Below are 21,392 nucleotides of genomic sequence, written 5' to 3'. Positions count from 1 at the left end.
ATGCCCGCTTATTTTCGGGATTTTGCGAGATCAGCCCGGCGGTTCACCCAGGTGTTAATTAACAGAGTGATGATCAGGATAGAAGCGATCACACCCAGCGAAATCCCCACCGGAATGTGGAACACATCGAGCAGCAGCATTTTGATGCCGATGAAAATCAGAATCACTGCCAGACCGTATTTCAGCATCGAGAAACGTTCCGCCACGCCTGCCAGCAGGAAGTACATTGCGCGCAGGCCGAGGATTGCGAACAGGTTAGACGTCAGCACGATGAACGGGTCGGTGGTCACGGCGAAAATTGCCGGAATACTGTCGACCGCGAAAATCACGTCGCTCAGTTCCACCATAATCAGCACCAGCAGCAACGGGGTAGCAAACAGGATCCCGTTACGGCGCACGAAGAATTTCTCGCCCTGCAAATCGTCGGTCATACGCATTTTACTGCGCAGCCAGCGGATCATCGGTTTTTCGCCCACTTCGCCGTCGTCTTCTTTCGCCAGCGCCATTTTGATACCGGTGAACAGCAGGAATGCGCCGAACACGTACAGGATCCAGCTGAATTGCCCCACCAGCCAGCTGCCGGCGAAAATCATACCGGTACGCAGGACGATGGCACCGAGCACGCCATAGACCAGCACACGGCGTTGCAGGTTAGCCGGAATAGAGAAGTAGCTGAACAGGATCAGCCAGACGAAGACGTTATCCACGGCCAGCGCTTTTTCCAGCAGATAGCCAGTCAGGAACATCGTTGCCTTGGCATCGGCGACTTCACGGCCAAACTCGCCGTTGAGGTACCACCAAAAGCCGAAGTTAAACAGCAGCGACAGGCCTATCCACACCAGCGACCACATCGCAGCACTTTTCATGCTCATGGTTTGCGCGCCTTTGCGGCCCTGCAACAGCAGGTCGAAAGCGAGCATAATTATCACTACCACGGCAAAAGAGCCCCATAACATCGGGTTGCCAACGGAGTTCATCATTGCGGTATCCTCGAAAAACATCAAAAAAAAACGGCCAGCGTCGGAAGACGTTAGCCGCTCATTTTTTGAGCTGTGAGCAAACCTCGCCTTCCGGCAAGGTCTCACTTACAAAGATATGTCTTCATCTTGTGAAATCATATCTTTGCCCCGGTAACCGGGTGGCTGAGACGGCGCTAAGCGCGGGTCCAGACACCGTAATGACGATTATCCGACGAAGAAGTTACTCCCCTTTGCATCTCGCAAATTAATGCAAAATGTGTCGAATGTCAAACATTCAGAAACATTATGGGTCATTATCCCGCCAGTGCCTGACGCTTGCCGAGTGCGGCGACGAAGGAGAGCAGCAGCCCCTGACTGAGCGGGGTTTCACTAAGTTGCTGAGCCTGATGAGCAAAATCCACGCGTTCATCTTCGGCAATGGAGGCCAGCCACGATAAATACGTTTTCATCACCGCAAGACTAAATTCAGGGTGAAACTGCGTGCTGACAGCATTCGGTCCGTATCGCAGGATCTGATGCGGGTCATGCAGTGTTTTCGCCAGCACTGTTGCCGTAGCGGGTGGCGTAATGACGGTTTGAAGATGGATCAGATTCGCCGCGAACTGTGCCGGAAGTTGCGACACCAGCGGATCCAAATGCCCGGCAGGCGTCAGCGTCACTTCGTGCGTGCCGACTTCAATGCCTTGCGGATGGTAATCCACTTCGCCGCCGAGTGCGTATGCCATCAGCTGATGGCCATAACAGGCACCGAACATCGGTAATTCTTGCAACATGCCCAGACGTACCCAGTCCGCCGCTTCTTCGCTCCACGCCAGATGTTCAGTCACCATGCTGCGCGAACCGGTAATGATCGCGCCGCAATAGTTTTCCGGCGGCAGCGGGCGTTCACCCGCCTGCAAATCCACAATGACCACCTGCTGCGCGTCGATATCACCCTGACGGATAAACATTTGCGGGAAGTTATCATGCGCGCGGCGGATAGGCTCAGGCGCGTGACCGGTCTGTAAAATCAACAGCGGCTTCTGGCTGGGTGCAATCATCTGTTACTCCCGAACGATGGATAATTTTTTACGGATAATCAGGACTGGCTGTCTGCCGGGAACACCACGCCGGTCTGGCGACGGATTTCCGTCAGCACTTTGGCGGTGATGCGTGAGACTTCCAGCCCCGGATGCGCGACAAACTGGCTGTCGACCAGAATCGCAAAAGTTTCTGCTTCATACAGCATGGTGTTGATGTGCTGAGGCTGCGTCAGATCCAGTTTCTGGCTGCCGCGTGGCGTCAGGCTGAGCGTCTGGCATTCAGACAGTTTTTCCATCTGCAAGGTGCCGTCTTCGCCCTGAATTTCGCTCGGAAGATGCGAATCGCTGATTTTGGAATGGTTGATAACGACTTCGAAATCATCTGCATAGGTCAATACCACTGTGCCCTGACCGTCGACGCCGCTTTCCAGTAACGTCGCGGTGGCTTTTACCGATTCCGGTTCACCAAACAGCGAAATGGCGCTGGCCAGGCAGTAATAACCGATATCCATAATCGAGCCATTGGAGAAGGCCGGGTTGAAGGTATTCGGGTTTTCTCCAGCCAGATAACGCGGATAACGTGATGAATACTGGCAGTAATTCAGAATGGCTTTACGCAGTTTACCAATGCGATTGAGCGCGCCTTTCATGTGCAGGAAATTCGGCAAATACGCGGTTTTGAACGCCTCGAACAGCACCACATTATTTTCTTTCGCGCGGGCGATCAGGCTTTCGGCTTCACGCAGATTGGACGTCAGCGGTTTTTCGCTAATCACGTGTTTTTTATGGCTAAGGAACAGCAGGGACTGCGGGTAATGTAATGAATTCGGACTGGCAATATAGACGGCATCAATCAGGTCAGATGCGGCCATTTCTTCCAGTGAATCAAAATAGTGCTCAACCGGATAATCCTCGCCCAGCTTTTTAGCGCCTTCCAGCGTGCGGGAGTAAATCGCGGTCAGTTTCATTTTTCCGCTTTCGTGTGCGGCATCAATAAAACGCTGGGTTATCCAGTTAGTACCCACAACACCAAAACGAATCATGAGAAATCCCTATAGTTAATTATTATTGGTACAACTTACCGAATATTTCCAGATGCGTCAGGTACATGCGCGTATCGAATTCTAACTGATGATAGTCGGGCGTCATATGACAGCAAAGGCTATAGAATGCTTTGTTGTGTTCTTTTTCTTTCAGGTGCGCGAGTTCATGCACCACGATCATTTTCAGAAACGCTTCCGGCGCGCTTTTAAACACCGTCGCGACGCGGATTTCCGCTTTGGCTTTCAGCTTGCCGCCCTGAATGCGGGAAATCGCCGTATGCAGGCCCAGAGCATGCTTCATCACGTGGATTTTATTGTCGTAAGCGACTTTGCTTAAAGGCGACGAGCTGCGCAAAAACTGGTTTTTCAGGTCCAGCGTATACTGATAGAGCGATTTGTCAGTGGTCAGCTCGTGCGGTTCGGGGTATCGCGTCAGCAACACTTTACCTAAACGTTCCTGTTCGATTAACTGGCGCACCTGAGCCTGAAGATTCTCGGGATAGCCTTGCAGATAGGTCAATTCAGGCATAACTGTTTGCTTTGTCTCTTATTGCCGGGAAAAAGATGCCATACCGGTAAGCGGGGTTTTCGTTATGATCGCGCCGATCCGGCAGATAAACCCCTTTTTAACTGAAAAAACGTTTTACTGATAGACCAAATTAAGGGATAAACAGCGCAAATTGAATATTGAGGAGGGCTAATGAGCCAATTCGAAACCGAAACAGGTGGTCAGTTATTGCAACTGCGTCTGGAACGTTATCCGCTGGAAGAAGCGGCAACGCAGTTGCAGGCATGGGAAGCGGCTGATGAATATCTGCTGCAAAACCTGAACACCGACGCGCTCAACGGCCGTCCGTTGCTAATTTTCAACGATGCTTTTGGCACGCTGGCCTGCGCATTGCAGTCACACAATCCAACCAGCATTAATGATTCCTTCATGAGCCAGCTGGCGATGCGCCATAACCTGCGCCTCAACGGTTTTGACGAAGACAGCGTGGCGGCGCAAAGCAGCCTGGTGCCGTTGCCGATCAATCCGGGTCTGGTCATCATCAAAGTGCCAAAAACGCTGGCACTGCTTGAACAGCAACTGCTGGCGCTGCGTGAAGTGGTCACGCCGGACACGCAGATTATCGCTGGCGCGAAAGCCCGCGATATCCATACCTCCACGTTGCAGTTGTTTGAGAAAATTCTCGGACCGACCAAAACCAGTCTGGCGTGGAAAAAAGCCCGCCTGATCCATTGTGAAGCCACCTTGCCTGCGCAAATCGCTGAGCCGGTGATTTCCGAATGGGCGCTCGATGACAGCGAATTCCGTATTTCTAACCACGCGAACGTGTTCTCACGCAGCGGTCTGGATATCGGCGCGCGTTTCTTCATGCAACATCTGCCGGAAGGGATTGAAGGGCGCATGGCAGATCTGGGTTGTGGTAACGGCGTGATCGGTATGACCGCGCTGGCGCTGAATCCGGATGCCGAAATGCTGTTCGTCGATGAATCCTATATGGCCGTGGAATCGAGCCGTATTAACGTCGAAAACAATTTGCCGCAGGATATCAGCCGCTCTCATTTCGAAGTGAACAACATGCTGGCGGGTGTGGAACGCGAAACGCTGCACGCCGTGCTGTGTAACCCGCCGTTCCATCAGGGCACCGTGGTCAGCGATGACACCGCGTGGCGCATGTTCTGCGACGCCAAACGTTGCCTGCAAACCGGTGGCGAACTGCGCATCGTCGGCAACCGTCATCTGGACTACTACCAGAAATTGCGTCGTCTGTTTGGTAACTGCACCACCATCGCCACTAACCAGAAATTCGTGATCCTGCGCGCTGTGAAAACGGCATCGCATCACTGATTGCTGCATCAGCACTGACGTGCGCAAATGAAAAGCCGCTTATCGCGGCTTTTTTTTCGTCTGCGTTTCCTCATGCAATGTTCAGATTTTCAGCGCCAGCCGTGTACCCTGATCGATAGCGCGGCGTGCGTCGAGTTCAACGGCGACGTCTGCGCCGCCAATCAGGTGTACGGTTTTACCGGCATCCTGCAACGGCTGGAACAGCGCGCGCTGCGGTTCCTGTCCGGCACAGACAATCACGTTATCCACTTCCAGACACACCGGTTCGCCGTTCATGATCAGATGCAAACCCGCATCGTCGATGCGTTCGTAGCTCACGCCACTTTGCATCTTCACGCCACGGTGCAGCAGACTGGCGCGGTGGATCCAGCCGGTGGTTTTCCCCAGTCCCGCACCGACTTTGGTAGTTTTGCGTTGCAGCAGAACGATGTCCCGCGCGGCCGGTTCCGGCTGTGGCCCGGTTGGCGCCAGACCACCGCGGTGCGTGAGGCTTTGATCAATTCCCCATTCGTGACTGAAGGCTTGAGTACTCAGGCTTGAAGATATGCCTTTATGCACCAGATATTCGGCGGTATCAAAACCGATGCCGCCCGCGCCAATAATCGCCACACGCTGGCCGACCGGTTTTTTGTCGCGCAGCACGTCGAGATAGGTCAGTACGCTCGGGTGATCAATTCCAGCAATGTCCGGCAGACGCGGCGAAATACCGCAGGCGAGGATCACTTCGTCATAGCCCGTTAACTGGCTGGCGGTGACGGTTTCACCGAGGCGCAGCGTCACGCCCAGCAAGGTCAGCTGGCGCGAGTAATAACGCAGCGTCTGATAAAACTCTTCTTTGCCGGGGATCTGTTTGGCGACATTAAATTGTCCGCCGATTTCATTGTGGGCATCAAATAACGTGACGTGATGTCCGCGGCTGGCGGCGGTGGTGGCAAATGCCAGTCCGGCCGGACCGGAGCCGACGACCGCCAGCCGTTTGGTGATTTCTGCGCGGGTAACCGGCAACTGAGTTTCGCGGCAGGCGCGCGGATTCACCAGACAGGAAGTGACTTCGCCAGCGAATATCTGATCCAGACAGGCCTGATTACAGCCGATGCAGGTATTGATCTCGTCAGCCCGTCCCTGTGCCGCCTTTTCGACAAATGCCGGATCGGCGAGGAAAGGCCGCGCCATCGACACCATATCAGCACAGCCTTCGGCGAGAATTTTCTCTGCCACGTCCGGATCGTTAATGCGGTTGGTGGTGATGAGTGGGATCCCGACTTTGCCCATCAGTTTTTGTGTTACCCAGCTGAATGCCGCGCGGGGCACCATCGTGGCAATCGTCGGAATACGTGCCTCATGCCAGCCAATGCCGGTGTTGATAATGCTTGCACCAGCCTGTTCGATACGTTGCGCCAGATGTTCCACTTCATGCCAGTCAGAGCCTTCTTCGACCAAATCCAGCATTGATAAGCGATAAATAATAATGAATTCCCGCCCGCAGGTTTCGCGCACGCGGCGTACCGCTTCTGTGGCAAAACGCATCCGGTTTTCAGCGGAACCGCCCCAGCTGTCAGTACGCTGGTTGGTGCGCGCGGTGAGAAACTGATTTATCAGATAACCTTCAGAGCCCATGATTTCCACACCGTCGTAGCCAGACTCTTTCGCAAGTTGTGCGCAGCGGGCGAAATCTGACAGTGTGGATTCGATTTCTTCTTCGCTCAGGGCATGAGGCGTAAAGCGGTTGATCGGTGCCTGAAGGGCGGAGGGCGCGACGGGATGGGGCTGATAGCTGTAGCGGCCAGCATGAAGAATTTGCAGCGCAATTTTGCCACCCGCGGCATGAACGGCTTCAGTCACCACGCGGTGATGGGTGATGTGTTCCTGTTCGGCGAGTATTGATCCGCCCTGATAAACCACGCCCTGCGCGTTAGGGGAAATACCGCCAGTCACAATCAGTCCTACGCCTGCTGCCGCGCGTTCGGCATAAAAGGCCGCCAGACGTTCAGGGCCGTCCTCCAGTTCTTCAAGCCCGGTGTGCATAGAGCCCATCAGCACGCGATTTTTCAGTTGTGTAAAACCTAAATCCAGCGGCGCCAGCAGGTGCGGATAAAACAGCGAAGCGCGTTCAGTCATGGAATTCTCTTAAGTGGTCGGAGGAGATGAATTCAATTTAGCGGGTGGCAGAGCAATTGGAAAGTCAGCGTGCGATGACTGTGATACGTATCACTATGAGGAATTCCCTTAGAGTTAATTAACTATTACGCATATTATTAATTGTTGAACATTAATTATGTTGGGTTATTTTTGCGGGAGGCTGGCCGCCCGGCACAGCAGGTAAAATAATTATTTCTTTGTTTTTACACAATATTAATTAGTTGCAGGTTGTTTATTTTTAACCTTTTTTTATTAATTAAATGCGTTTAGGATTATTTTTATAAAACAATCTCGAATCGATTCAGTTCGGGTTAGAGCTGGACTAGGCTGGAGCTGCTTCACCCTAAAAATTCATTTCTAACCTGGATATATACTATGAATCTTATTGACCATACAGCCTGCCGCCCGTTTACCGAAGCCGGGCATTTGTCCCAGATCGCAGCCTATTATGAAGAAGGCCGTAATGTCATGTGGATGATGCTCAGGTCTTATCCACGTCCATGTTTTAATCAGGAGCTCATTGAGGACATCATGACGCTGACCTATGCCGCTAAGGCGTCGGGGCTGCGTTTCGATTTTTGGGTCACCGGTTCTTTGGTTCCCAATATGTACAATGTGGGAGGTGATCTGAGTTTCTTTGTCGACTCCATCGTCAATAATAAGCGCGAAGCGTTGCGGTCCTACGCCAGAGCCTGTGTGGATTGCGTTCATGCCGCGGCGCGCGGATTTGATGTGGGGGCGATAAGCTTGTCGATGATTGAAGGAACGGCGTTGGGCGGCGGATTCGAAGCGGCGCTCGCGCATCATTACGTACTGGCACAAAACACGGCACGGATGGGATTTCCTGAAATCGCGTTTAACCTCTTTCCGGGTATGGGCGGTTATTCGCTGGTATCGCGCAAAGCGGGGATGAAACTGGCGGAGGAACTGATTTCCACCGGTGAGTCTCATACTGCGGAATGGTTCGAGAGCCGCGGTCTGGTGGATGTGCTGTTCCAGCCGGGTGAGGGGTTTAACGCCACGCGTACCTTTATGGATGTGCTGCGGCCAAAACTCAACGGGATCCGCGCGATGATCCGTGCACGCCAGCGTGTACTGCAACTTTCACGTTCCGAGCTTATGGATATTACGGAGGATTGGGTGGACGCTGCGTTTACGCTGGAGGAGAAAGATCTGAGTTATATGGAACGTCTGGTCATGCTGCAAAACCGGTATACGGCATCACTGCGTAAAACCGGCTAGCAGCGGGCAGAAATGGCCCGTCACTGGCGCTATTTCTGTTTTGCTTTATGTTTAAAAACATTGGGTGAAGCAACCATTTTTTCCTCAAGCCAGTGCTCGAGTTCTTTTGCGGGCATTGGCCTGGCGTAAAGAAATCCTTGTTTGCTGTCCACACCAATTTCGTCGATTAGCTTTTCTTCCTCAGCCGTTTCCACACCTTCCGCCACCACGGTCAGTTGCAGGGTTTTGGCCACCGCCACAATCGCCCGTACCAGCGCCTGCGAAACCGGATTGTCATTGATCCCACGGACAAAACTTTGATCCAGCTTGATGCAGTCGAGCGGAATTCGCGCCAGCTGAGAAAGGGAAGAATAGCCGGTGCCGAAATCATCCAGATGCACCTGCGCGCCGAGTTTATGCAGCTGGTTAATCATGGTGACAGCCGCTCCTTCGTCTTCCACCAGACAGCTTTCTGTCAGTTCAAAATCGAGCAAACAACCTTTCATACCGGCTTTTTTCATGGCGTCAGACAGCGTCGTGATAAACGAACCGTTATTCAGCTGACGTCCGGAAAGGTTCACGGCCACGCGCAGATTCAGACCTTTTTTCTGCCATTCGGTTGCCTGGCGGGTGGCGGTTTCAATTACCCATTTGCCGATGGGGGTGATCAGACCAGATTCTTCGGCATAAGGGATAAAACTTTGCGGCTGGATCAGGCCGCGTTCCGGCGAATTCCAGCGCAGCAGCGCTTCCACACTTTGCACGGTGCCATAAAGTGACACTTTCGGCTGATAATGCAAAACCAGCTGATCTTTTTCCGCCAGTGCTTTGCGTAAATGCGTATCCAGCCACATGTATTCTGAGGCTTTTTCATTCATATCCGGCGAGAAAATACAGTGCGCATTTTTGCCTTTTTCTTTCGCCACATACATGGCGGTATCGGCGTTTTGCAACAACGTATCGCCGTCAATGCCGTGTTCAGGGCAAATAGCGATGCCGCCGGAACAGCCGGTATAGACTTCAATGAGGCCAATACGAAATGGCAGACTCAGGCGGCGCAGCACGCGCTGACTCAGTGCTTCGAGCGTACACAGTTCTGCCTGAGTACTCAGAATAATGAATTCATCGCCGCCGAGGCGCGCGAGCTTATCGTTAGGCGACAGGCAATCCTGAATGGCATCTGACACCGCCCGCAGCAGGTGATCGCCAAACATATGGCCGTAAGCATCGTTCACCTTTTTGAAGTTATCCAGATCCAGATAAATCAGTCCGACTTTGTTTTCACCGCGCTCGAGAAGGGCTTGAGCCAGCGATTCCTGCAACGCGTTACGGTTAGCGAAACCGGTAACCAAATCGGTGTTGGCCAGCACGCGCAGGCGTTCCTGCGCCTTGCGCTCGTCAGTGATGTCGGAACCGGAACAGATCAGATATTTTTGTTGTTTGCCGCTGCCGCTGTGGACGAATTTATTGCGAAAGAGGAACAGCCGCTGGCCTTTAACCGTATTGATCCAGCGTTCTACTTCGTAGGATTGCTGATGCTGAAAAAAACCGTTGATGTTCTGGCGTGACGCCAGACCTTCTTCCATCGACATGAAAAGATCATAAGCACTGCGGCCAATGACGTCTTCTTCGCGCAGGCCGGTATATTCTTCGCTCAGCCGGTTAAAACGGTGAATTTTTCCCTCCTGATCGATAATCACAATCACGGAGTTGGCTTCGGAAACTACCTGTTCAGCGAAAGTCAGACCGACTTCAAGGTCGTGCGCGACGGATTCTGTATCCTGATACGCCGATGCGGTACCTGCCCAGGCTTTACTGTCGATTTTCCGGCCAACAAGATACAGGCGTACAGGGGAGCCGAACAGAGTGATGTCCAGTGTGAAACTTGAGGTGATCCCGGTCAGTTGCCTGATTTTTCCCGCCTGCCATTGGGTCAGGGAGATAGCCACATTTACGACGCCCTTTTCTGCGGACAGCTCCAGTGCATTGCTGTCTGAACCCACTCGCCAGTATGGGCGGGGCGTACCAAAATGCAGGTACAGGATGGAGGCATCTTGAGAATCGACCATGAATGTTTCTCCGAAAAGAACGCTATACGCCGCCAGTGTGGCGACATGGCGACAGTCAGCACAGACGGAGTTTACTCTGCTCAGCACACCCGCACCGCTCCGCAATTAGCGGATACAGAGCAGGGAGGCGTAACGCATTGAATTTAAGGTTAGCAACTGTCAGTTATATATCCAGTCACCGGACAGAAATTACTGCTCAGAACAGGCGGGTTCCGTTGCCGGAATTCCGCCTGAGAGAGAAAGTGCTGACTGTATTCCGGGTCTGCTTTCAGACCCGAAAAGTTATTTCAGCAGGAAGCTGGTTTTCTTCACGTCCTGAGAATCTAATCCCACGAATACGTTGAATTTTCCGGGTTCAGATGCCCATTTCAGCTTGTCATTGTAAAAACGTAAATCTCTTTCGTTGACAGTAAAGGTCACGACTTTCTCTTCACCCGGTTGCAGGGTGATTTTCTCAAAGTTCTTCAGCTCTTTAACAGGACGACTGATAGAGGCCGTGACATCCTGCAGATACAACTGGACGATGGTGGCGCCACTGACTTTACCGGTGTTTTTCACCGTCACACTGGCCGTCAGCGGATTTTTAGCATCCATAGTGGTTGATGAAAGGCTCACGTCAGACACGCTAAAACTGGTGTAGCTCAGGCCATAACCAAACGGGAACAACGGACCGTTGGTGATATCGAAATATCGGGTGGTGTATTTATCCGGATGCTGCGGATTAAACGGACGACCGGTATTCAGCACACTGTTATACAGTGGAATTTGTCCGACCGAGCGCGGGAAGGTCATCGGCAATTTGCCTGACGGGTTGTAATCGCCAAACAGAACGTCCGCAATGGCGTGACCGCCTTCGGTGCCACTGAACCAGGTTTCCAGCATGGCATCGGCGGTGTCGTTTTCCCACGTCAGTGTCAGAGGGCGGCCATTCATCAGTACGATAACCAGCGGTTTACCAGTGGCTTTCAGGGCTTTGAGCAGGTCGCGCTGACTTTGCGGAATACTGATGTCAGAACGGCTGGAGGCTTCGTGCGCCATGCCTTGTGCTTCGCCGACTACGGCAACCACGACGTCAGATTTTTCAGCTGTTTTTACTGCTTCGTCGATCATGTCCTGCGGTTTACGCGGGTCGTTGATGACCTGCTTATCGTAGGAGTTGAGGAAGTCGACCATCCCCTGATCATTGGTGATGTTCGCACCGCGTGCATATAACAATGTGCCTTTATCGCCGAGGACATCTTTCATCCCTTGCAACACGGTCACGGCCTGAGCCGCTTTACCGGCGGCAGACCAGCTGCCCATCACATCGCGTTTGCTGTCGGCCAGCGGGCCAATCACGGCGATGGTGCCTTTTTTCTGTAACGGCAACGTCTCGTTGGTGTTTTTCAGCAAGACGAGGGAGGTGCGCGCTACTTCGCGGGCTTCGGTGCGGTGCAGACGACTTTCGGCATTGGTGTCCGCCGGGTCACTCGACGGCGGGCCTAAATGACGATATTCATCCACAAATAATCCCATGTCCCATTTCGCGGCCAGAACGTCACGCACGGCACGGTCAATATCCTGCTGACTCACCAGACCGTCGGCGAGCAATCCTTTCAGGTATTTACCGTACATGTTGTCGGCCATGTCCATATCGACACCCGCCTTCAGTGCCATTGCGGCAGCCTGACGATCATCTTCGGCCACGCCGTGTTTAACCAGACCGCCGATGGCGCCGTGGTCGCTCACTGTCAGGCCTTTAAACTGCCAGTCATCACGAAGAATATCTTTCAGCAACCAGGTATTTGAGGTCGCAGGAATGCCGTTAACACTGTTGAGCGCAATCATCACGCCACCGGCACCGGCATCAACGGCCGCTTTGTACGGTGGCATGTAATCATTGAACATGCGGGTCAGGCTCATGTCCACGGTGTTGTATTCGCGACCGCCTTCAACAGCGCCGTACAGCGCATAGTGTTTGACGTTAGCCATTACAGCATCAGGTGCGGAGGGGTCTTTCCCCTGATAACCCGTCACCATTTCATGCGCGAGGCGGGAGGTCAGATAGGTGTCTTCGCCAAAGCCTTCGGAGACACGGCCCCAGCGCGGATCACGGGTAATATCGACCATCGGTGAGAAGGTCATATTCAGACCATCAGCTGCAGTTTCCAGTGCTGAAATACGTGCGCTGGTGGCGACGGCCTGCATATCCCAGCTGGCGGCAAGGCCCAGGCTGATAGGGAAAATAGTGCGCTGACCATGCACCACGTCATAGGCATAAAACGGGGGTATTTTCAGGCGGCTTTCTTTCACCTGATCCTGCATACGTCGAATATCTGGCTTTGTGACTGTATTAAACACGCCACCGACTTTGCCGGCGCGGATGTCAGCCATAATGGCTTCTTTCTGGTAATCCGGCCCCACAGTGACCAGATTCAGCTGACCAATTTTTTCATCAATGGTCATTTTTTTCATCAGGTCAGCAATAAACGCATTGCGCTCTTTTACCTGATCCTGGGGGATGCCCGTCGTTTCGACGGCGAGCGAAGAAGCAGAACTTACCAGTAACACTAACGCGCCAAGCACGTGATGCGTATTCATCGGAATTCCTTCAGCCATAAGCAGGGGTGCCAAATCAGTGAAAATTCAGCAGCCTGAAGCAAAAAAAGCAATGATCATTCTAAGAAAAGTATGGGTGAGAATCTAATACGACCCTTCAACTATTAGCAATGAATAGTTTATACCCTGCGCACAATATCGTTTTACATTGCGGAACATACTGCAATTTACAGGTAATAAGAAACTCACGTACAAAAAGACCTCAGATACGCCACGCATTTTTTTAAATTTAGGATTAAGTGATATGCCGGTGAGTAAATAATCAGCAAGTCAGGCCTGTGAGGCTTTACTGAGGCAATAAAAAAGGCAGAACGGGATGTTCTGCCTTTTAAAATCTGGAATAACCCGTCAGGAAATCGGATTAATAGTAGTAAGACATATCGGTGGGTGTTTTGCTCATCACATCAAAAAACACGTCTTTGGTATTTGCCCAGAATTGTGCGACGGCGGCGGCATCGTAATTCATGCCCATCAGGCTCATTACGAAGAAACAAGTCACAGTCAGACCGAGGCCGCTGCAAACGAAAGCCATGGTATTGCGGCTGGACTGGCGGCAAACAATATTGAGCTGGCTGGTGCAGAACATCAAAAAGGCGCTCAGCAATTCCCAGCGCATCATGACAATCCCGGCAGTTAACGTACCCATCGATAAAATCCTTAATCACTACAGCCATTTGCGCGAAGTTAAAATCAGCCGGAGGCTGCTACAACAGGTTGGCAATGGGCTTTACTGAAGAAATGGTGAAATACAATAATGTGATGAAGGTCACATTATATCACCGGATTTTATTTTTGAGCAAAATATGTTCGCTAATGAAAAATAGGCATAACACATCAACTTATTTTGATGATGTGTTATGAAAAGAGAGAAAAGTCTGAACGCAAGGGCGCGGTGACTTACGGGTGAATCACGCGCCGTAGCCCATGACCTGCAACAAATGCTGTGCCTGCTGAACGGCTTCCTGACGGTGCGCGACGCCCAGTTTCTGGTACAAATTGCGGATGTGCGTTTTGATGGTGGTGGACGCGACATCAAGTTCACCGGCGATCTGGTCATTGCTGTAGCCGGAGTAAATCAGCCCGAGAACTTGCCATTCGCGCTGAGTCAGCGGACTGGTGCGGATCAGTTCCGGCACCTGCGGGTGAGTCAGCAGTTTGTTGACGAACCCTTCGTCAAAGTGTGCGAATTTATGGCGATGGTGCTGGTTAATTTCACGCAAGATCTGCTGGGCACGACGTTGTTCCAGCTCCGGCAGTAAATTAAGTTGCAGCAACTGGCGCAACTGCTGCGCCATCATTTCCCCTTCGATCACAAAATGACTGACGAAACCCGTACGGTTAGCCAGCCCCAGCGCTTCAATCAATACCCGCTGCGCATCATTTTTACGGCCGGTGTGCCAGTAAAGCAGATTACTGAGCAGCAGATTGCGGTTCAGATCACTGGTCAGACGCAACTGACGGGCATTCTGATTCAGCTCATCGAGCACCACTTCGGCTTCATCAAACTGTTCCAGCAAAATCTGCACGCGGGCGATATTGCGCCACTGGCCTTGCTGGAAATGGTTGTCCGCCATATCGGGTTTACGCGCATGTTGCAGCCACTGCCGCGCGGCAGTTTTATCGCCGATCATCTGCCAGTAAATCACCCGTGGCTTGTCGGTATTGGTCAGCCAGTCGATATGATACTGACCGGTTTTGAGCAGGCTTTCACAACGTTGCAGGTGATGATGTGCATTGTCGAGCTGACCGCGGGCGAGGGAGCATTTCGCCAGCATCGCCAGACACTGCAACTGCTGCTGCGGCTGGAAGTTGGTCAGCACGTCCAGGCCCTGACGGGCGGCGTCTTCGGCATCATCAAGGCGTGACCACGACCACAGCAATTGCGAGCGCAGGCGCAGTAAAAATTCGTGCAACGGCAGCTGTTCGAGATGCTGTTCCCGGACCAGTTCAAAGGCGCGATCCTGCATCTCAAAAGCAGCCTGCAAAAAGCCCTGAGCAATCAGAATTTCACTCTGTTGCAGCAGCGCCCATAACGCGTAGTGATAGGCCTCGTAGCGGCGGGCAATCTGTTCGGTTTGTTGCATCAGCGGCAGCGCGCGGGTCAGGTCGCCTTTGCAATGCTGGATTTCGCCGGTGACCGATGTCGCCACGATGCGGCTGTAATAGCTGTCATAAGGCAGATACTTCAGGGCGTCAGCTGCCAGTTTTTCCGCCTCATCCTGACGACCATCGTTGATCGCCACCTGCGCCCGCAGGGCATCAAATTCCGCCGCGAGTTCCTGTTCCATGACGATATTACGCTGCTGCATTTCGCTTTCCGCGCGCACCAGCAAGGCTTCCACTTCGGTATAACGGTGCTGACTTTGCGCCAGCCATGCCTGCAACAGCACCAGTTTCGGGTTCTGGATCAGCCGGTCGTAAGGCAACGCCGCCAGACATTCTTCCAGCAACGCCAGTTCGCTCTGATTGAACAGCGCCCAGGCGTGTTGCAGCAGAATATCGCGCAGCATATTGATGTCTTCTGCGCCCAGGGCATGATGAATCGCTTCGGCAGGGAACCCCTGAGCCAGCCAGCCTTCGGCAGCGGCACGGTGAATAGCCGGAAGTTCCGTCGATAATTCCCACTGACAGCGCTGGCGGAGGAAAGTCGCAAATAGCGGGTGGAAGTTAAACCACTCGCCGGTGTCATCCATGCGGTGAATGAATAGCCCCTGACGTTCCAGTTCCTCGAGTCGCTGCTGGCCGTTTTCGCTGCCGGTCAGACGTACAATTAATGCATCGTTCATTGAACGCAGCAAAGAGCAGCGCAGCAAGAAGTCTCTCGTCGGCGCATCCACACGATCCAGAACCTCATCCACCAGATATTCTGAAAGATGGCTGGCATTGAGTCCGGCGAGTTTGCGGGCGGACTGCTGTGTAGACTGCTGAGAAGAAGTGGTGGACTGACGTGCGGATAATGCGATCAGCTGGAGCGCCGTCGCCCAGCCCGCCACTTCGTCGCACAAACGGCCACTGTCGGCCTGATCGATAGGGTCTTTCAGCCGGTTGTGGAAAAATTGCTGTGTTTCCGGATGCGTAAATGCCAGATGCCTGGCGTTAAGTTCCAGCAGCTGATCGCGCACACGCATATTAGCGATACCCAGCGGCGGCAGGGTGCGGGAAAGCACCACCAGCGACATATTTTCCGGCTGATGACGCAGGAAAAAACGCATTCCTTCATGAATAGCGTCGTTTGAAATCAGATGATAATCGTCGATAACCAGCAGCAGCGGACGGTGCCAGTCGGAAAGCTCCACAAACAGCTGAGCAAACAGCGCCGATAAACTGGCGTACTGGTGTTTCTGACTCAGCACTTCGCTTTTGACACAATGACCGCCGCAGGCCTGCTGTATGGCAGCAATGAGATAGCTGGCAAAACGCTCCGGCTGGTTGTCACTTTCATCCAGTGAATACCAGCCCAGATCGCTTTTGCCCGCCGCCCAATGCGCGACCAGCGTCGTTTTCCCATAGCCCGCCGGACTGGCGACCAGGGTCAGACGATAATTTGGCGCAGTCGAGAGCTTCGTCAGCAGACGATCGCGAACCACTGTATTTTGCTGCCGCACCGGGCGGCTCAATTTCGACGGGATCAGCATTTTTTTCGATTCTTTTGACGGTAGTCAGGGGGCGTAATAATTATTTCGCAGCGTGTAATTAATCACTTTTTCTAAAGTCCTCCTTTGAAACATTGATTGCAAGAATGTTACGTTTTTACATGCCGTTAAGTTGCTCTGCATCACACTTCTAAATACAAATTTTCAGAGCTTCCCCCTGATCTCCCGTCTCCTCCGGCTACGCCCCGTTTCTCCTCCCTGCCTAATCTTTAGCAGGATGATGCCGCTCACAGGCACAAGCGTCAGCATAGTGATAATCAACATCAGACTTCCCTACAAATTCCCGGATAAAGAGGCATGTGATGCAGGTGACTTTGGATAAGACGCAGTTTTTAGCCGCGCTAAAACGCCAGTGGCAGGGATTCGGTTTGCAACAGGCACAGGATATGACACCGCATCAGTGGTGGCAGGCCACCAGCGCTGCGCTTTCCGAACAACTGAGCGCGCAGCCCGCGCCAAAAACGACGAAACAGCCGCAACGGCATGTTAACTATATTTCGATGGAGTTCCTGATCGGGCGCCTGACCGCGAATAACCTGATCAATCTCGGCTGGTATGAAACCGTCAGCCAGGCGCTGAAAGAGCAGGGCGTTGAGCTGGCCGATGTGCTGGAACAGGAAACCGATCCGGCGCTGGGTAATGGCGGATTAGGGCGTCTGGCAGCCTGTTTTCTCGATTCAATGGCGACCGTCGGACAACCGGCGACCGGCTATGGCCTGAATTATCAGTACGGTTTATTCCGCCAGTCTTTCAGCGAAGGCAAACAGCAGGAAGCGCCGGATAACTGGCATCGCGAAAGCTATCCGTGGTTCAGTCACAACAGCTCGCTGTCCGTCGATGTCGCCTTTGGTGGCAAACTGACGAAGGGCGAAAATGGCGAAGAACAGTGGCATCCGGCGTTCACCCTGCGCGGTGAAGCCTGGGATCTGCCGGTGGTCGGCTACAAAAATGGCGTCACTCAGCCGCTGCGTTTGTGGCAGGCGACCGACGTACATCCGTTTGATCTGACCCTGTTCAACGACGGTGAATTCCTTAAAGCCGAGCAAAAAGGCATTGATGCAGCGAAGCTCACCAAAGTGTTGTATCCGAATGACAACCACGATGCCGGTAAACGCCTGCGCCTGATGCAACAGTATTTCCAGTGTGCCTGTTCGGTCGGCGACATCCTGCGCCGTCATCATTTCCTGGGGCGCAAAATTCAGGATTTGCCGAAATTTGAAGTCATTCAGCTTAACGATACACACCCGACCATTGCCATTCCGGAACTGCTGCGTATTTTGCTCGACGAGCATCAGCTGGACTGGGACGCCGCCTGGGCAATCACCAGCCAGACCTTTGCGTATACCAACCACACGCTGATGCCGGAAGCGCTGGAATGCTGGGACGAAAAACTGGTGCGCAGCCTGTTGCCGCGCCATTTCTCGCTGATCAAAGCCATTAACGCCCGCTTCAAAAAAGTGGTCGAAAAACAGTGGCCTGGCGATAAAGCGGTATGGGAAAAACTGTCTGTTCACCAGAATAAACAAGTCCGCATGGCCAATCTTTGCGTGGTCAGCGGTTTCGCGGTGAACGGCGTGGCGGCGCTGCACTCCGAACTGGTGGTGAAAGATCTGTTCCCGGAATATCACCAGCTGTGGCCAAACAAATTCCATAACGTCACCAACGGTATCACGCCGCGCCGCTGGCTCAAGCAGTGCAATCCGGCACTGTCTTCGCTGATTGATGAGACGCTGAAAACCGAGTGGGTCAATGATCTTGATGTCCTGAAAGGACTGGAAAGTTACGCAGACAATGAAAAATTCCGTCAGCGTTATCAGTCGATTAAGCGCGAGAACAAAATCAAACTGGCGCACTACGTGAAACAGGTGATGGGGCTGACGCTTAAACCGGACGCGATTTTCGACGTCCAGATCAAACGCCTGCACGAATACAAACGCCAGCACCTCAACCTGCTGCACATTCTGTCGTTGTATCGCCAGCTGCGCGATACCCCGGAAATGGACATGGTGCCGCGCGTATTCCTGTTCGGCGCAAAAGCGGCACCGGGTTATTACCTGGCGAAAAACATAATCTATGCCATTAATAAAGTGGCGGAGAAAGTGAATAACGATCCGCTGGTGCGTGATCGCATCAAAGTGGTGTTTATTCCGGATTACCGCGTCTCTGTCGCCGAACTCATGATCCCGGCCGCAGACGTTTCCGAGCAGATTTCCACTGCCGGGAAAGAAGCCTCCGGCACCGGCAACATGAAGCTGGCGCTGAACGGCGCGCTGACTGTCGGCACGCTCGACGGCGCGAATGTCGAAATTGCCGAAGAAGTCGGGGAAGACAATATCTTCATCTTCGGGAATACCGTCGATCAGGTCAAAGCGTTGCAGGCCAAAGGTTACGATCCGCTGAAGATCCGCAAGAAAGACAAGCATCTGGATAAGATCCTTAAAGAACTGGAAAACGGCTTCTTCAGCGATGGCGACAAACAGGCGTTCAGCCTGATGCTCGACAGTCTGCTGGGCGGCGGCGACCCGTATCTGGTGCTGGCAGACTTTGCCGATTATTGCGCTGCGCAGCAAAAAGTTGATGTTCTTTACCGCGACCAGGACGACTGGACGCGCAAAACTATTCTCAACACTGCCCGTGTTGGGATGTTCAGTTCCGACCGCTCGATCCGCGATTACCAGCAGCGGATCTGGCAGGCGAAACGTTAAGGAGCCCGCATGGAGAACAAAGCACTGGAGCAGGCCGCCAGGGAGGCGGGTATTTCCTCTGGTTTTATTAATGCGCACGGTAAGCAGCAGGCGATTGCTCCACAAACCAAGCGTGAACTGTTAGCGGCAATGGGCTGGGTGGCAGAAAGCCACCCGGTTGTGACGCCGGTGCCGTCGGTGAAAGTATTCATCAGCGGTAGCCGTCTGGCATTGCCGGTCGGCGGTGAAGGCGAATATACCTGGACTCTGAGACTTGAAAGCGGTGCGACGCAGCACGGGCGCATCAGTAGCAAAATGACGCTGGCGCTGCCGGGCAAAATTCCTGCCGGTTATCATCAGCTGACGTTGACACAGGATGCGCAGCAGTGGGATTGCCGGGTGATTGTCGCCCCTAAACGCTGTTATGAACCTGATGCGCTGCTGGCTGGTAAAAAGCTGTGGGGCGCGTGCGTGCAACTTTATACGCTGCGCTCGGAAAATAACTGGGGCATCGGCGATTTCGGCGATCTCAGTTTGTTGCTGAAAAACGTCGCCGGGCGCGGCGGTGCGTTTGTCGGGCTGAACCCGATCCACGCGCTGTATCCGGCTAATCCGGTGGCGGCCAGCCCGTACAGTCCGTCATCCCGCCGCTGGCTGAACGTAATTTATATCGACGTCAGCGCTGTTGACGATTTCAGACTGAGCGATGCTGCGCAACAGTGGTGGCATCAGCCGCTGACACAGCAACGGTTGCAGGCCGTTCGTGCCAGCGACTGGGTAGATTACGGCGAAGTGATGCCGCTGAAACTCGAAGGTTTACGGCTGGCTTATACGCAATTCCTGAAGCGTAAAACGCAGGATCCGCAGGTGAAATCGCTGGCAGCCTTCGTAAAGCAGGGCGGCGAGAGTTTGTATTTGCAGGCGGCATTTGACGCGTTATACGAACATCTGGCGAAAGAAACGGATGTCGCCCTCGGCTGGAACCGCTGGCCGGAGCAATATCATGATGCCCGTGGCCCGGCAGTGCGTGCGTTCTGCGAGCAACATGCGCAGGATGTGGAGTTCTATCTGTGGCTGCAATGGTTGGCCGAAACGCAGTTCACACAGTGTTATCACACCAGCCAGCAACACGACATGCCGATGGGTCTTTACCGTGACCTGGCAGTGGGTGTGGTGGAAGGTGGCTCGGAAACCTGGGGTGACGGCGAGTTGTACTGCCTGAAAGCCTCGGTTGGCGCACCGCCTGATATCCTCGGACCGCTCGGTCAGAACTGGGATCTGCGCCCGATGGATCCGCATGTGATGGTAAAGCGGGGCTATCAGCCGTTTATCGATCTGCTGCGATCCAACATGACCAGCTGTGGCGCGTTGCGTATTGATCACGTCATGACGTTATTGCGTTTGTGGTGGATCCCTGCGGGTGAAACGGCGGATAAGGGTGCGTATGTGCAATATCCGGTGGACGATCTTCTTGCCATTTTAGCGCTGGAAAGTCAGCGTCACCGTTGCATGGTGATTGGTGAGGATCTGGGGACCGTGCCGGTCGAGATTGTCAGTAAGCTGCGTGAAGGCGGCGTGTACTCCTACAAAGTGCTGTATTTCGAGCGTGATGAGGAAAACAACTTCCGCGCGCCGCAGTCGTATCCGGTTCAGGCGATGGCGACCATCACTACGCATGATCTGCCGACGCTGCGCGGCTACTGGCAAAGTGACGATCTGGCGCTGGGTAAATCGCTGGGATTGTATCGTGATGAAGAAGTGCTTCAGGAGCTTTACGCCGACCGCGCCCGTGCGCGCCAGGGGCTGCTCGACGGCCTGCATCATTACGACTGCATCCCAAAGAAAACCGGACGCAAAGCGGCACTGATGGAGATGACGCCGGTGCTCAACCGCGGGCTGCAACGCTATGTTGCTGACAGCGCCTGCGCCTTACTCGGCTTGCAACCCGAAGACTGGCTCGACATGGACGCACCGGTCAACGTGCCCGGCACCAGCGATGAATATCCAAACTGGCGCCGTAAATTGTCCACATCTCTCGAAGAGATGTTCGCCGATGAGCAGGTGAACAAGTTGATTAAAGACCTCGATAAACGCCGCCGGAAAGTGTCGGTGAGCTGAGGTTGAGATTGGA

General features: G+C 53.4%; 13 protein-coding genes. 4 read left to right on the top strand and 9 right to left on the bottom strand.

Translation table 11 applies throughout. The annotated features are described in order from the left end of the window. Nucleotides 1-8: 8 nt before the first annotated feature. The 4 genes from D5398_RS15800 to D5398_RS15785 all read right to left on the bottom strand — a co-directional run bounded on the left by D5398_RS15800 (nucleotide 9) and on the right by D5398_RS15785 (nucleotide 3,574). Nucleotides 9-977, bottom strand: a complete 969-nt coding sequence (locus tag D5398_RS15800) for a TerC family protein (RefSeq protein ID WP_120508566.1) — start codon at nucleotides 975-977, stop codon at nucleotides 9-11. A gap of 296 nt (nucleotides 978-1,273) precedes the next feature. Beyond that, nucleotides 1,274-2,020, bottom strand: coding sequence for a glutamine amidotransferase (locus D5398_RS15795; protein WP_120508494.1), 747 nt, complete (start codon nucleotides 2,018-2,020; stop codon nucleotides 1,274-1,276). A gap of 38 nt (nucleotides 2,021-2,058) precedes the next feature. Further along, nucleotides 2,059-3,045: a Gfo/Idh/MocA family protein gene (locus tag D5398_RS15790; RefSeq protein ID WP_120508493.1), complete on the bottom strand. Its 987-nt coding sequence runs from the start codon at nucleotides 3,043-3,045 to the stop codon at nucleotides 2,059-2,061. 22 nt (nucleotides 3,046-3,067) lie between these two features. After that, nucleotides 3,068-3,574 (bottom strand): M48 metallopeptidase family protein, encoded by a 507-nt coding sequence (locus D5398_RS15785; RefSeq protein ID WP_112286754.1) that lies wholly within the window; start codon nucleotides 3,572-3,574, stop codon nucleotides 3,068-3,070. Between the two features lie 171 nt (nucleotides 3,575-3,745). On the opposite strand from D5398_RS15785, the gene rlmG reads away from it, so the two are divergent. Further along, nucleotides 3,746-4,897: a 23S rRNA (guanine(1835)-N(2))-methyltransferase RlmG gene (rlmG, locus tag D5398_RS15780; protein ID WP_120508492.1), complete on the top strand. Its 1,152-nt coding sequence runs from the start codon at nucleotides 3,746-3,748 to the stop codon at nucleotides 4,895-4,897. Nucleotides 4,898-4,978: 81 nt separating this feature from the next. On the opposite strand, the gene D5398_RS15775 is transcribed toward rlmG, so the two are convergent. Beyond that, nucleotides 4,979-7,015 carry an oxidoreductase gene (locus D5398_RS15775; protein ID WP_120508491.1) on the bottom strand — a complete coding sequence of 679 codons (2,037 nt, stop codon included), beginning with the start codon at nucleotides 7,013-7,015 and terminating at the stop codon, nucleotides 4,979-4,981. A 396-nt stretch (nucleotides 7,016-7,411) separates the two neighbouring features. Between D5398_RS15775 and D5398_RS15770 the strand changes: the two genes are divergently transcribed. After that, the gene (locus D5398_RS15770; RefSeq protein ID WP_120508490.1) at nucleotides 7,412-8,278 is read left to right on the top strand and encodes a crotonase/enoyl-CoA hydratase family protein; all 867 of its coding nucleotides are present in this window, start codon (nucleotides 7,412-7,414) and stop codon (nucleotides 8,276-8,278) included. A 29-nt stretch (nucleotides 8,279-8,307) separates the two neighbouring features. Here D5398_RS15770 and pdeR read toward each other — a convergent pair whose 3' ends face one another. The 4 genes from pdeR to malT all read right to left on the bottom strand — a co-directional run bounded on the left by pdeR (nucleotide 8,308) and on the right by malT (nucleotide 16,559). Next, nucleotides 8,308-10,326: a cyclic di-GMP phosphodiesterase gene (gene pdeR / locus D5398_RS15765; RefSeq protein WP_120508489.1), complete on the bottom strand. Its 2,019-nt coding sequence runs from the start codon at nucleotides 10,324-10,326 to the stop codon at nucleotides 8,308-8,310. A 282-nt stretch (nucleotides 10,327-10,608) separates the two neighbouring features. Next, nucleotides 10,609-12,906, bottom strand: coding sequence for a beta-glucosidase BglX (bglX, locus tag D5398_RS15760; RefSeq protein WP_120508488.1), 2,298 nt, complete (start codon nucleotides 12,904-12,906; stop codon nucleotides 10,609-10,611). Between the two features lie 379 nt (nucleotides 12,907-13,285). After that, nucleotides 13,286-13,570, bottom strand: a complete 285-nt coding sequence (locus D5398_RS15755; protein WP_112286748.1) for a YjcB family protein — start codon at nucleotides 13,568-13,570, stop codon at nucleotides 13,286-13,288. Between the two features lie 262 nt (nucleotides 13,571-13,832). After that, nucleotides 13,833-16,559: an HTH-type transcriptional regulator MalT gene (gene malT / locus D5398_RS15750; protein WP_120508487.1), complete on the bottom strand. Its 2,727-nt coding sequence runs from the start codon at nucleotides 16,557-16,559 to the stop codon at nucleotides 13,833-13,835. Between the two features lie 320 nt (nucleotides 16,560-16,879). Between malT and malP the strand changes: the two genes are divergently transcribed. Together malP and malQ are read left to right on the top strand one after the other, a co-directional pair. Continuing rightward, a complete protein-coding gene (gene malP / locus D5398_RS15745) occupies nucleotides 16,880-19,282 on the top strand; it encodes a maltodextrin phosphorylase (RefSeq protein WP_120508486.1) in 2,403 nt (800 codons plus the stop codon). Between the two features lie 9 nt (nucleotides 19,283-19,291). Further along, nucleotides 19,292-21,379 (top strand): 4-alpha-glucanotransferase, encoded by a 2,088-nt coding sequence (gene malQ, locus D5398_RS15740; protein ID WP_120508485.1) that lies wholly within the window; start codon nucleotides 19,292-19,294, stop codon nucleotides 21,377-21,379. Nucleotides 21,380-21,392: the final 13 nt, after the last annotated feature.

The organism is Rahnella bruchi (assembly GCF_003614975.1).
Lineage (GTDB): Bacteria > Pseudomonadota > Gammaproteobacteria > Enterobacterales > Enterobacteriaceae > Rahnella > Rahnella bruchi.
This window is presented reverse-complemented; position numbering and strand designations above follow the sequence as displayed.